We start from the raw sequence: 13,287 nt of genomic DNA, 5'->3' as shown, positions 1-13,287 counted from the left end.
TCCTTCCTGGTCATTACTCACCTTTATTCATCAAAGGCTACTTGAGGGTCGTCAGAGGTAGTTCACGAGACTGAGCTGCTGAATCTTGGCGACGATCGTGTAGGCGGTTTCAAGCTGCGTCTGCAGGGAATTGACCTTCGTCGATGCCTCGTAGGGGTCGACCCCTTGCAGGTCCAGCACGCGGTTCTGAATGATGTCCTTCTGCGCGGAGAGCGCATCGTTGGCCTTGGAGACCCGCGATTCGGAAAGGCCGAGCGTCGCCTGCTGATCGTTGATCCCGTCGATCGCCTGGCGGGTGTAGCTGATCGCCTGCGTCGACACCGCGCTGCGCGCGTCCGCACTCAGGTTCTGCCCCATCAGCGCCGACGTCATCACCGAGGCGAGAGCAAAGTAGCGCATGCCGGGCGTGTTGGTGTTGGTCGAGGACTCCACGACTTCCGAGTTGCTGATGCGGCTCGTCATGTTCTGGCTCGACGCGCTCGACCAACTCGACCATCCCGCCCCGGTAAACATCGGCTCGACCTTGGTCGTGATGAAGTCGGTCATCTGCGCGCCGGTCATCTTGTCGACCGAAGGGATCGAATTTGCGGTCATGTAGGCGGTCAGCGCCGTGTTGATAGCGCTGGTGGTGTTGGTGCTGTCGTCGTTGAACGGCTTTACGTCCGTATTGATGCCGGCAAAGAGATATTCCCCGTCGACCATGGTGTTGGCATAGCTGCCGAGCGTCTCCAGAGAGGAGGCGGCTGTCTGCTGCGTCAGCTGTATGCTGTTTGCATCCTGGTTGCCGGAAAGCGCCACCAATTGGTCGAGCATCGTCTGTGCCGATTTCGACATCGCCGTCAGCGCTTGCTGCGACGAGGAGAGGCGTTGCGTGACGATCGAATTGCTGTTGGTTATCGCATCGATGCGCGAGACCTCGCGGCTGAGATCGACGCTCTTGGCCGTATTGCCGCCGAGAGCGAGACCGATATCCGCATAGATCCCCGTCGTCGCTTCCTGCGAGGCCGCCGTCATCTCGTTCTGCGACTGACGGATTGTCTGCCGCATGGCGTTCTGGATTGCATTGCTGGAAATGAATGAGAGTTTCATGGCTTAGCCCGCCGCTTGCAGTAACGATTGGAGCATTTCGTCGATGGCGTTCAAGATTTTCGTGCCCGCCTTGTACGACTGCTCGATGTCCATCAGCAGTGAAAGTTCCTCGTCGAGATTGACGCCGGTCTCGTTCGAATAGGCTTCCGACGACCTAGACTGTGCCGCCGCGGTATTCTCGGCCGCCGCCGACGCTCCGCTGCGATTGCTCTCCACCCAGCCGACCGAGTTCGCGGCAAATTCCAGAATGCTGGCATTGGTCGCGACGCCGGTCATGGGATCGAAGGACATATCGGCGTCCATCGCCGTGGCATAGCCATCGAGTTGGTCGGAATAGCCGCTGGCACCTGACGTGTTGACCACGTAGGCCGCGCCGTTGGCACCGCCGTCCCTGAGCAGGCTCGGGTTGCCCCCGAGCGAGGTAACAAAGGCCGGATTGACCTTGATCGTGCCTGCGATGCCGGCAATGTTCGGCGACGTCGGATCCGGAATGACGCTGTCGGTGGTCGGCGTGTAAGCCGCGCCGCTCGAAGGCTTCCAGGTGAAGAGGCCAGGCTTGCCCGGCTGCGTTCCACCGCCGGTTTCGGAGAACATCACCACCAGGGCGCGGCTCAGGTCGTCAAGCTGCGATTGGTAGGTCGGAGCGACCGTGTCGCGGATCTGAAGAAGCGCCTGCAGACTGCCTTGGCCGGTCGTCTGCGGACCGGAGCCAGCCAGAAGCGGCGCGCCGTCGACATAGATCCCGTTGCCTGCAAGGCCCGGCACATAGGTGTTCGTCGGCTTGAAGCTTACCGTGCGGGCGACCACGTCGAAGAGCGGCGTGCCGTCGGAGGTATAGATCGCCATATCGTTACCGGATCGCGTCACCGTGGTGATGCCGACGATCTCGGATATCTGCTGCAGCAGGGAATCACGCGTATCCATCGCGGATGCCAACTCGTTCGTGCCGTCCTTGGACGACTTCGCAGCGTCGTTGGCGGTCTTGAACTGGGCGAGCAGGTTGTTCAGCTTGGTAACGCCGGAGGCGATTTCCTGGTCGGCGCCGAGCCGGATGCCCTGGAGGGAATCGGTCGCGTTGTTGAGCGCCGTTGCAACGTCGGTCGCTGCCGTGATCGCGGACTGCGCCGCCGTCGTGCTCGATGGAGACGACGCGTAGTTCTGCAGCGCCGACTGCAGCGCCGCGAGATAGGTGGACGGCGAGGTTTCGTTGTCGTTGCCGCCAAGCGTCGCCTTGATGTCTTCCAGTCCCTTGAGGAGCCGCTGCTGGGCGCTGTCCTGCGAAGTGCTGGTCAGAAACTGGGCCTGCAACCGGGGCTCTTGCGCTCGCGCAATCTGCACCACCTGCGCACCGGCGAGCGAGGTCGACAGAACGGCCTGGCGTCGCGTGTAGTTCGCGTTGTTGGCGTTGGCGATATTGTTCGACACCGTGCTGCTTTGGGTGCCGGAGTTGTTGAATATCGACTGCGCCGTATTGAGTGCGGACGTGAGAGACATGAGAGCCCCGAATACTTACTAGCGCTGAAGATTGACGAGGACGTCCATCAGGTCGGAACCCGTCTGGAACACCTTGGAATTTGCCGTGTAGCTGCGCTGCGCCTGGATCATCTCCGTCAACTCGCTCGCGAGATCGACGTTGGAGGCTTCGAGCGCGTTCGACTTGACCGTGCCGAAGGTGCCCTCGCCCGGGAAGCCGGTGATGATGACGCCCGAGCTTGCGCTCTGCGAATAGACGTTGCCGGTCTCGACAGTCAGATTGTCCGGGCTCGAAACGGTTGCCAGCGGAATGCGGTAGAGCGGCTTGGTCGAGCCATCGGCGTAGCTGGCGTAGACGACGCCATCGGTGCCGATTTTCACGCCGTCGACGGCGCTGGCGGCATTGCCGTCCACGTTACCCGTCGCCCCGAAGCCTGCGGCGAGCTGGGTGAAATTGCTCAGATCCATCGCGATGGTCTGCGACGGCGTATAGCTCGCGTCGGTCAACGTCATGGCGCCGCTGCTGGTCAGCTGGCCCTTGTTGTCGAACGTCATGGTGCTTGACAAAACCTGGGAGCCGGCCGCGTAGGGGAAGGATGAGGTTCCCGTCGTCGCCGCGCCATCCTGCCGATAGGCGACCACTTCCCAGGTGCTGCTGGTCGCGGTCTCTGCCGTCTTGGTGAAATAGAAGTCGTAGATGCTGGAGTTGCCGACGCCATCGAAAGCCGTCAACGACGATTTCGACGTGTAGGTCGCACCGGCCGTGTTTGCCGACGGCAAGGTCGTCGGAGGCACGTGCGACGCGCCTTGGATATCAGCACCTGCGTCGAGATTGCCGCTGAAGCTGCCGGTCGACGAGGCATTGGCCGAAAGACCGAAGCTGTCGACATTGACAGGTACGAGACCGCCGAAACCGTTGACGACCACAGAGGGGGCGCCCGAGGAATAGGGGTACCCCATCAGCGTGAAACCGGCGGAGTTGACGAGGTCGCCATCCGGCGCCTTGGTGAAGTCGCCGGCGCGGGTCAGGTAGTTCTTGCCCGCACCATTCTGAACGATGAAGAAGCCGTTGCCCTGCAGCGCAAGGTCGGTGCCTGAGGTCGTGTAGCTGAGGTCACCCTGGTCGGACACCGAGTAGCGGACGTTGGTGGTGACGCCGCCGGAGGTATAGTTGCCGCTGCTGGAGGGCAGGACCATCGAGGAAAACGAGGTAGAGGCAGCCTTATAGCCAGTCGTATTCGAATTCGCGATATTGTCGGAAACGACGCTCAGGCGGTTAGCCTGGGCGTTCATCCCTGAAACTGCGGTTTTCATGCTGCCGAAAATGCTCATCTGCAATCCTCGTTTTCCGTGTTGGCCCAAGACTATGAGGCGGGCCTTGCGTGAAGCTGTCTGGAAGGAGGAAAAGCCGGCGATAGATAGTCAGCTTTTCAAAGAAGCATTGGGGGCGGCAGCCCGGCATCAATCCCAATCGATGCAATAGCCAAGGAAGCGCTTCGAATCGACCGGATCGAAGTCGAGCCGTTTGCGCAACTTCTTGCGAAGCTTGGAAATATGGCTTTCGACGACATTCTCTTCGACCTCTTCGTCGAAGATGCCGTAGATCGCGTTGAAGATCTGGGTCTTCGTCACGCGGCGACCGCGGTTGGCGATCAGGTATTCCAGAATGCGGCGCTCCCTGCGCGGCAGCGCAAACACGACACCCTCCACCTCGGGATCACGCCCGTCGGAGAAGACCCGGATCGGGCCGACATCCGTGTGGCCCGAGATCGCCTTCAGTCGACGGCGGATTGCGGCAGCACGTGCAAGAATCTCGCGCGGATGGACCGGCTTGCGGACAACGTCGTCCACGCCACAATCAAAAAGTGCAAGAGTATTCTCGAGAGAGTGCTGGTCGCTGACCGCGATCACCGGCGCAAGCGACCGGTCGCGAATGAACCGGGGGAGCTCCATCGTGTGCTGCCCCTGCCCCAAAAGAAAGGTCTCGACCGCTGCGATATCAGCATCCGCAGCCGTCTGTACCCACTCCCCGAACTCGCGGGGATCGAACCCCGTCGACGGGATGCCTTCGCGACTAAAAAGGGAAGTATATCCGTCCTTAACGAGCTCGCGCTCATCAACCACTACGATCATTCGTCCGCCTCCGAATCAGTGTGGTGCAATTCAACACGCCAATGGGTACGAATCGGGCGAATCGCGAACAACTGTAGGAAATCGTGAATGATAATTAATAATTGATTAATATATGCGGCGTGATTTGGCCTACATCTAGTGGCAGGACGGCGCAATCCACACAAGAATAACGTGGAAAAGTTAACGTCTGGTGAATAAGGCCTTGCGTTCTATTTTTGCCCGCAATCTCGCCATAATATGACTAATGTAGCGCTGTGACAAAAATACAACTTTTTAGCTAATCAATCGCGACAAAATTGAGCTGCGTTGGGCGTCCATTTTCCGTAACCGGTCGCCACCAGATTGGCGATCACGCGGCACACGTACACCTTCTGCGCCGGATCGTTGTTCGGACCTGCGTGATATCGTGCCACGGCCATCGTCCAGGTCTCATGCCTATCGTGCAGGTTGCGCAAAAACTTCGCGGCATATTCGACGTTTTGGTGCGGATCGAACATCTCTTCCGTCGAGGAAAAGTTCTCTCCATGAAAGTACTGGTTGATCTGCATGCAACCGATATCGATCAACTTGGCGCCGCTCGTGCGTGCCGCGGCGAACTGCAGGAGGGCTGCCTGTTCGGAGGGTGGAAAGAAGGGCTTGCCTTCGATATTCAGCGCGTAAGGGTAGAGCGATCCCTTGCGTCCGGTCTCCGTCAGACCGACCGAATAGAGGATCCCTTCGGGTATGCCGTACTTGGCTGCGGCGGACTGGATTTCGCGTTCGCAGAGACCGGAGGCTGACGAAGCGTTCCCCTCAGAGGTAGACGCCGCCAGCGCGACCGCGCCGACTAGCACCGCCAGCGCCATCATTGGTTTCCGCATCCCCAACGCTCCAATTGCCTTCATTTCCGCTCGCCTGCTGTCCGGAATAGCCTTGCCTGCGCGACTGAGCCTCCCCGCCTTGATTCTGATTGGCCGTCGCCTGCTGCTGTCCCTGGAAGCCTGAACCGGCATTCGCATCGTTGCTATCGGACGCCGCCATACTGACCGTGACGCGATCGACCGTATAGCCCTGAGATCGCAACGCGTCGAGAATATGGCTCTGATCGCTGCTGAGCTGGCGATAGGCCTCGCCGGTATGAACCTTCAGATCGATGCTCAATTCATCGCCAGACAGGCGCATCGTCGCCGTGACGGTGCCCAGATCCTGCGGATGGAGCTGGATCTTCAGCGTGTTGACGACCTTGCCGGTGCTCGTCCAGAGCGCCTGGTTGGAGAGTTCCGAGCTTGGGCTCATCGCGCTCGTCCATTCGCCATTGCCGCCGAGCGTACCGAGAATTGTCGCCGAGTTGGTTCCAGCGGCAAGGCCGAGATAGCGCCGCTGATCCAGTACCGTCACGTCGATATTGCCGGCGTTCGACGTCTTGGCCTCGACATCGAGGCTGTCGTCATGGCCACGTGAAAGGGATAGGTCGAAGACCCGTCCATTACCATCGGCACGCGCAACCTTCACAGTCGGCAATGCGGTGTCGGAAGCGTCGGCTTCGTCCGTATTTGCAGCCGGAGCAGCGACGCTGCCGAGGCTATCGCTCGGCTTTCGCGAGTTTGCCTGCTGGGCAAGCACGCTGAGGCCATCGCTGGTTTTGCCGGAGGGCGCCGCCTGCGGCGCGGCCTTGGCCGGTTGTGCGCCGGAAATCGATGCGGACCCGGCGGCGGCGGCCGCGATGACCGCCGGCGGAGCCGGGTCTGTCACCGCACCCAGCAATGTCAATACATCGGCAGTCGCTTGGGCGCCGACGGCATCGTCACGCTCTTCCGTCTTGTCGCCATCGTCGGCATTCTCGGAGACGCCATCGGTCGAGGCCGCATTGTCCGCCACATTCTCGCCAAGCGCCGTGCTGGCAAGCATGGCTGCAAGTGCGGCGTTCGTCGGCGCATCAGGTTGAGCGTCGGCAGCCTGGTCGCTCGCGATTGCCGTCGCCACCTCGGCGGCCGCGTCTTCCGATGCGTCCGACGCGGTGTCATCCGCCTGGCTATTCGCGTCGGTCGCGGAAGCCGCAGCGTGCGGCGCGCGTGCGACTGCCCGTCCACCGGCCTCCGCACGACCGGCGCCCGCTTTGCTTGCGCTCGCGTCCGATCCCGCGGCGCGGCTATCGCGCCGGTCGCCCGCAGCGTTGCGATCGCGTCCGCTCGCCTGCGACAGGGCATCATTGAAACCGTGGCCGTTGTCCTGGCCGTTGCGGCCACTCTTGACCACCACAGAAGGCTCGGCGGCCGGTGCGGCGCCGGAAATACCGATATCCATCATGATTACTTGCCCTCTTGGTCAAGGAGCCCGTCGAGCGCGTCGAGCTTCGAGCGGCTTGTCGTGACAAATGAGTCGAAAGACGCGTCGGCATCCTGCCTAGCCGCTGCCACCGATTTTGCCTGGGGCGCGGCTGCCTCTTTCTGAACATCCCCCGCTGCGGCAGCCGGGGCGCCGGGTAGGTCATTTGCGGGAGCGGCACTATGTTCAGTTTTTGCTTCACTGGTGACGTTAGGAGAAATGGCTTGCGTGAGGCTGTCGGGATCCGGCGGCTGGAGCACAGCGTCGGCCACGGCCTGCGCCGCCTCTCGGAGCGCCCTGTCCCTGGCGTTCAATTCCCCCTCGGGGATCGTGCTGATGTTTTGTCGTGCGGCGTCGATCCCGGGCGTTGGGATGCCGGCGAGGCCCCCGTAGAGCGCGGCCAGCGACTGGAAGGCTTCGCTCTCATCGCCCGGAATGGCCTTGGCCCGGCTGGCCGCCAGTTCGGCAAGCTCAAGCCTGCCTTCAATCGCGGCGCGGCGCGCGATGCGCAGGTAGACTTCCCGCTGCCGCGGCGCGTCCATGAAGTCCAGAATGCCGGTGACGTCCCCGGCCTTCATCTCCTTGCTGCGCTCGACGACGAAGGTGACGAAGAGGTCTGCGAACTGGCCGGCGTAGGGTGAATGCAGAAACCTTCGGACATACCGCTGCGCATAACCGAGGCCCTGCGCCGTCAGCCCCGCTTGCGTCGCCAGCGCCACCGAACGGCGCAGTGCCGCTTCCTCGACGATCGTCCCCGGCGCCACGAGCCGCGCCCAGTCGTAGAGTTTCAGCGCGCTTTTCGGATCCTTCGCGCCCATCACGTTGCCCGCGACGAGCGAGAGATACGGCCCGATTTTCTTGTCGCGATATTCCATTGCGGTGTCGGCCAAGCTCTTTGCGACGAGCAGGCCTTTGCCGTTCAGATACTTGCGCAGCACATCGGCCACGCGGTTGTCGAAGTTGCCGTTCGTATCGCGCGACATCAGGAATTCGAGCGTCGTGGGATTGCCGCCGCTCATCGCGTAGATCAGCGCGGCATCGACATTGCGACTGTCGTCGAAAACGGATTTCTCCGCCGTACGAAGCCGCTCGTCGAGCGCCGTCAAAAGAAAGCTCTGCATCTCCCCGCCGGAATGGTCGCCCAGCACCACCGCGTCCTGCACGAACTGCAGCGACCGCAACATCTTGTAGGGCGGCAGTTGCTCCTGATCCTCGGCACGGACGATCCCAGGCGCCGCCGCGCCCAGGGCCAGGAGAAGTGTCAGAAACAGCCGGCGGTGTGAGCGTGCCATGAACCTAGCCTTGATCGCCCTGCACGAGGATTTCGATGCGGCGGTTCGCGTCGTTGAATGGATCGTCCGGCAACTTCAGCCGCCTGTCGGCAAAGCCCGACACCTGCGACACGCGCTTCTCGTCAAGCCCGCCATGGACCAGCATGTAGTAGGCACTCTGGGCGCGATCGAGCGAAAGTCGCCAGTTGTCGTTCTTGCCGCCTTTGAAGGGTCGCGCATCGGTATGTCCGCGGATGACGACTGCGCCCTTGCGGTCGGCCAGGATCTTGCCGATCTTTTCCATCGCCAGCACCATCTCCCGGCGCGGCACCGCCGAGCCGACATTGAACATCGGGTCGTTGCTCTGATCGGAGAGCGTCACCAGCAAGCCGCCTTCGGCCGACGTCACGACCAGCCCCTCGGCCAATTGACCCGCCACTCCGCTGATCTGCCTTGCGATCTCCTGCTGCAACTCCTTGGCGGCCTGCTGATCTTTCTTCGACGCCGGCTTCGCGTCACCCTCGGCCGCATCGTTCGCCGCCTTGTGCGCATCCTTGCCGCCCGGCTTGAGAGGGGTGGTCTGTTCCGATGCGCTTCGCTCAACGGCGTCGCCTGCGTCATCCTGGCTCAGTGTCGGCTTTTCTTCCGGCGTCTGGGGTTCGGTCGTCACCTTGCCGTCGTCGGTGGCGGTTGCCTTCGCCATTGCCACGACTTCCCCCTTCGGCGTGTCCTCGCCGGCTGTCTCGGTATCCGCCGCCTTCTTGCTGGCGGTCGAAACCTCTACCTGCTTGGTCCAGAAGTCGGGATCGAAAGGATCGCGGTAGGCCTTGCCGCCGTCGGCACCGGTCGCTGGACCTGAATCGGCAGCCCCGCCCTCGCCCTTGGCGCTGACATTGGCCTGCTGACCGACCTCCTGGGCGATTTCCGCCAGAACCGAATAGGGATTTTCGAAGAAATCCGCTTCGGAGTAATTGGTCTGGTCGCCTGCGGTCGATGTCTCGTCCTTGCCGGTTTCCGCAGCCGATGCGTTGGCGGTATCCTCGGCCTTCTGCTTTGATTTTTCCTTTGTCTCTTCGCCCTCTGCCTGATCGACCGGCTTTTTCAACCCCTTCACCGTCGGCTTCTCGTCGGCGAGCTTGATGGGATTGAAGTAGCTGGTGATCGAGGCCTTGGTCTGCTCGTTGGCCGCATTGACCAGCCACATAACGAGGAAGAATGCCATCATCGCCGTCATGAAGTCGGCGTAAGCGATCTTCCAGGCGCCGCCATGATGACCCTCGTGATCGCCGCCGCCGTGACGCTTGACGACGACGATCTCGTTCTTGCCGTGGTGGTGGTTCTCGTTCTCGCTCATGCCCAAATCTTCCTCAAGCCATCGGCCCAGGCCGACATGCGCGTCACAAGAACGCTCTCACCGATCGTCACCGAAAGATCGATGTCGGCTGCGTCGATGTGGCTGAGCAGCCCGGCTTTCTCGCCGAGCAGCGCCGTCAGGCTTTCAAAAAGATCCCGGGGGCCGCTGACACTGATCGGGCCAGCCGCACCCTCGAGTATTGCCGCTTCGATAAGGCTGGCCAATTCAGCGATCGCCTTCGTGCTCACGGCCTCGCTCATCACCGGTCCGAGCGCCGCGGCCGTCTCGGCGCTGATCGTTTCGGCAAGGAGGGCCGCGATCTGCCGCAAGCCGGCGCCGATGCGCTCGGCGGCTTCCGTCTCATAGCGGATGCGCAGCGCCTCGATCTCCTCGCCGTGGGCGGCGACGGCGGCGTCCAGCGCCGCCTGGTGCGTCACCGAGAGCTCGGCCTCCGCCGCCTCCCTGCCCTCGTCGAACGCGCCTTGGCGCAAGGTCTCGATATCGATCGGGTCCGCCTCCGGAACAACAGCGAAAGCGGAAACGTCCTCGAATACCGGATCGGCAACCACCAGGGGCGGCGGCGCAACGGTGCCGAAATCCTTCAGATAGCGTGAAAGAGCAGCGCTCATGCAGCCCGCCTGTCGTTCGTGTGGGCGGCACTTCGCGCGCACCGGTCCTTCTCAGAAACCGAAGACCGGATTGTCATGCCGAATGGTTGGATCATCACGATTCCGGTTCGAAGGTCCTGAACCCGCGCAACTGCGCGGGGATCAAGGTTGGTGCCGCATTAGGGTGCCTTTGTCCGGAACCGTAGGAAGTCAAACTTGTGCGAGGATGAATGCGGCGCCCATTGCACTGGGGGAACGCGAGGGCACGCGACGCGGCCCGCGCTGACACTCACGAACCGCGCAGCAGGATCAGCAGTTTCGATGCCATGGTATTGGCGATCGAGACCGACTGCGTTCCCATGTCCTGGGCCGTCTTGAGGGCGGTCAGACGGCTCGATGCCTCGTCCATGTCGGTGTCGATGAGATCGCCGATGCTCTTGGTGATGCTGTCCTGCAAATTCGCGACAAAGGTCGTCTGGTCGTCGATGCGCGACTTCAATACGCCGAGAACGGTCGCGGATGACGTCACCGACTTCAGAACGGCGTTGGTGGCATTGAGCATATCCTTGAGCTGCTGGTCCGTCGTCGACGCCGACAAGGCAATCTCCGTGCCGCCGGCCTGCGGCGTGGCTCCGCCGTTCAGCAGATAATAGAAACGGCCGGTGCCGGTCCCGTCCGCATTGAGCGCCTCGATGTTTTTCGTGAATAGCCCGCGGCTCGGGTCCGACGTATCGATCATCAGCGCCTGCGAGCTGTCGTAGGTCATGGCGCTCAAGCGGATTTCGCCGCTGCTGCCGCGTGTGAAATTGCTGATGATCGACTTCTGGCCCTCGAGCACGGGGCTCGAGTTGTAGAGCCAGTTCTCGCCGGAGAAGGACGCCGATTGCGCCATTGCGGCCAGCTGCGCCTTCAGGTCGCTCAAGTCGCTGTTGATCTGGGTCTTGTCGACGCCCGCCTCCTGGGCGGTCGTCAGCTTCGAACGGATTTGCGTGAGGAGGTCGATCGCCTTCTCCATGGTCGTGTAGGTGGTATCGACCTTGCCCGAGGAGAGGCCGAGTGCATCCGAGATCGTCGACAGGCTGCTGACGTCCGAGCGCATCGTTGTCGCCATCGACCAGTAGGTGGGGTCGTCTGACGCGGAATCGATGCGATGCCCCGACGAGACCTCCTTCTGGACGGCGTTCAACTGCTTGGTCACGCCGCTAAGTACGGTAAGGGCGCCCAAGGAGGCGGCGTTGGTCGTCACGCTGTTCATCGAAAAACCCACAATGAAAATGAAGGGGACAGACCGAGCGGACCCGGTAGCGACTGGATCGGCGTCATGCCCGCCGGCGGGTCGAAACCCGGCACGGCCAGTCGTTCGCAGCAAATCGGCTGCCATCTATGCTTAACAAGTCGCTAAGCGCCGGCGCAAGTGTGAAATCGTCGATCGCGATCGCGGCGCAAGCTTCACTCAAGGCCTGTTTTAAAAAACAAAACCGCGCCCTTAGCGGGCGCGGCCATAGCTGTTGACGGCGAACGATCAGTTGCCGTGGAAAAGCGACAGCACGTTCTGCGCGCTGTTATTGGCGATCTGCAGTGATTGAATGGCAAGCTGTTGTTGCGTTTGCAGAGCACTCAACTTGCTCGATTCTTCCTCCATGTCGGCATCCACCAGCTTGCCGATGCCGGAGTCGATAGAATCGCTGAGCGCCGAGACGAAGTTCGTCTGCAGGTCGATGCGATTGGCGATCGAGCCGAGCTGCGAGGCTGCGGCGGTCGTGGAGCTCAGCGCCCGCTCGACCATCGTCAACGCCGTCTGGATATCGCCGCTGGTCATGGCGGCGATGTTCATGGTGAAGATCGAGCCGAGCGACGAGGTCGTGGAGCCGATGATGCCGGTTGCCATGTCGATCTGCCCGACCGAATCGATACCGAAGAGAACGTTGCCGGTGGAAGTGGGGTCGAGCGTGTAGGGCGTGACCTGTACCGCCACCTGACCGTTGGCCGAGCGCACGAAGGAGGATACGACGCTCTTGCCGCCGCTGCCGGCGACCCAGTTTTCGCCGGAGAAGCTTGCGGATTGCGCAATGCCCAGGAGCTGCTGCTGCAGCTGCTTGACCTCTTCCTGCACTTTGGTCTTGTCGACGCCGTCTTCGACTGCCGCCGTCAGTTTCGACTTGATCGACGAAACGACGTCGATCGCACTGCTCATCGCGGAATAGGCGGTATCGACCTTCGCGGCGCCGAGGCCGAGCGCGTCGGAAACGGCCGACAGCGCGCTGTTGTCGGAGCGCATCGTGGTGGCGATCGACCAGTAGGCGGCGTTATCGGACGCTTTCGAGACGCGATAGCCGGAGGACACGGCATTCTGCGTGGTCTCGAGATTGGTACCTATCGAACGAAGGGTCTGAAGGGCGGCCATCGCGGCGCCGTTGGTGAGGATGCTGGTCATCGGTATCTGCCCCTTATGGCACTAAATCTGAAGGGACATTCCGGTCTTGGGCCGGGTAGCGGAAGTCAGCGTCATGCCTGTTAACCGCCTTTTAGGAATGGTTAACCAACCGTTACGTCAACCGCAGATGACACAAAAAAGGTTAATAAATCGTTAACGCTAATAAACGAAAGGCGCCACGCGAAAAACCGCGCCCGTTTCGGGGCGCGGTTTTCCTGATTTTCGATCGGCCGCCGTCGGGCGGCCGCCGGCAAGCTGTCATCAGCCGCGGAAGAGCGACAGGATGTTCTGCGACGAGGAGTTGGAGATCGACAGCGACTGGATCGCCAGCTGCTGCTGTGTCTGCAGAGCAGACAGCTTGCTCGATTCCTGCTCCATGTCGGCATCGACGAGCTTGCCAACGCCCGACTGGATGGAGTCGCGCAGATCCGAGGTAAAGCTCGTCTGCAGCTCGATGCGGCTCGAAATCGAACCGAGCTTGGAAGCAGCCGAAGTCATCGTCTTCAGAGCCGATTCCACCATGCTCAGCGCGCCGGCGATCTGACCGGAGGTCATGGACGAAATATCCAGGCTGTAGACCGAGTAGCTCGAAGCCGTCGAATAGGCCGTGCCGAGGATGCC

General features: G+C 61.6%; 12 protein-coding genes. All 12 read right to left on the bottom strand.

Annotated elements, in window-relative coordinates; translation table 11 throughout:
* Nucleotides 1-51: 51 nt before the first annotated feature.
* Nucleotides 52-1,089 carry a flagellar hook-associated family protein gene (locus tag AB4048_RS20450; RefSeq protein ID WP_442203823.1) on the bottom strand — a complete coding sequence of 346 codons (1,038 nt, stop codon included), beginning with the start codon at nucleotides 1,087-1,089 and terminating at the stop codon, nucleotides 52-54.
* A 3-nt stretch (nucleotides 1,090-1,092) separates the two neighbouring features.
* A complete protein-coding gene (gene flgK / locus AB4048_RS20445) occupies nucleotides 1,093-2,583 on the bottom strand; it encodes a flagellar hook-associated protein FlgK (RefSeq protein ID WP_442203822.1) in 1,491 nt (496 codons plus the stop codon).
* 18 nt (nucleotides 2,584-2,601) lie between these two features.
* Nucleotides 2,602-3,894 (bottom strand): flagellar hook protein FlgE, encoded by a 1,293-nt coding sequence (locus AB4048_RS20440; protein ID WP_442203821.1) that lies wholly within the window; start codon nucleotides 3,892-3,894, stop codon nucleotides 2,602-2,604.
* Nucleotides 3,895-4,023: 129 nt separating this feature from the next.
* Nucleotides 4,024-4,695, bottom strand: coding sequence for a response regulator transcription factor (locus tag AB4048_RS20435; protein WP_442203820.1), 672 nt, complete (start codon nucleotides 4,693-4,695; stop codon nucleotides 4,024-4,026).
* A 281-nt stretch (nucleotides 4,696-4,976) separates the two neighbouring features.
* Nucleotides 4,977-5,555 (bottom strand): transglycosylase SLT domain-containing protein, encoded by a 579-nt coding sequence (locus AB4048_RS20430; RefSeq protein ID WP_442203819.1) that lies wholly within the window; start codon nucleotides 5,553-5,555, stop codon nucleotides 4,977-4,979.
* Entirely contained in the window at nucleotides 5,488-6,981 is a 1,494-nt protein-coding gene (gene fliK, locus AB4048_RS20425; protein ID WP_442203818.1) for a flagellar hook-length control protein FliK, read from the bottom strand. Before fliK ends, AB4048_RS20430 begins: the two co-directional genes overlap by 68 nt.
* Before the next feature lie 2 nt (nucleotides 6,982-6,983).
* On the bottom strand, nucleotides 6,984-8,291 hold the full coding sequence (gene motC / locus AB4048_RS20420; protein ID WP_442203817.1) for a chemotaxis protein MotC: 1,308 nt from the start codon (nucleotides 8,289-8,291) through the stop codon (nucleotides 6,984-6,986).
* A 4-nt stretch (nucleotides 8,292-8,295) separates the two neighbouring features.
* Complete coding sequence (locus tag AB4048_RS20415; RefSeq protein WP_442203816.1) at nucleotides 8,296-9,624, bottom strand: MotB family protein; 1,329 nt, start codon at nucleotides 9,622-9,624, stop codon at nucleotides 8,296-8,298.
* Complete coding sequence (locus AB4048_RS20410) at nucleotides 9,621-10,253, bottom strand: hypothetical protein (RefSeq protein WP_442203815.1); 633 nt, start codon at nucleotides 10,251-10,253, stop codon at nucleotides 9,621-9,623. The genes AB4048_RS20415 and AB4048_RS20410 overlap by 4 nt, the downstream gene beginning before the upstream one ends.
* 268 nt (nucleotides 10,254-10,521) lie before the next feature.
* On the bottom strand, nucleotides 10,522-11,487 hold the full coding sequence (locus tag AB4048_RS20405; RefSeq protein ID WP_442203814.1) for a flagellin N-terminal helical domain-containing protein: 966 nt from the start codon (nucleotides 11,485-11,487) through the stop codon (nucleotides 10,522-10,524).
* Nucleotides 11,488-11,754: 267 nt separating this feature from the next.
* The gene (locus AB4048_RS20400) at nucleotides 11,755-12,666 is read right to left on the bottom strand and encodes a flagellin N-terminal helical domain-containing protein (RefSeq protein ID WP_442203813.1); all 912 of its coding nucleotides are present in this window, start codon (nucleotides 12,664-12,666) and stop codon (nucleotides 11,755-11,757) included.
* A gap of 261 nt (nucleotides 12,667-12,927) precedes the next feature.
* Nucleotides 12,928-13,287 (bottom strand): flagellin (locus AB4048_RS20395; protein ID WP_442203812.1); only part of this gene is annotated, 360 nt, incomplete at its 5' end.

Source organism: Rhizobium sp. RAF56 (genome assembly GCF_052113965.1).
GTDB lineage: Bacteria > Pseudomonadota > Alphaproteobacteria > Rhizobiales > Rhizobiaceae > Rhizobium.
This window is presented reverse-complemented; position numbering and strand designations above follow the sequence as displayed.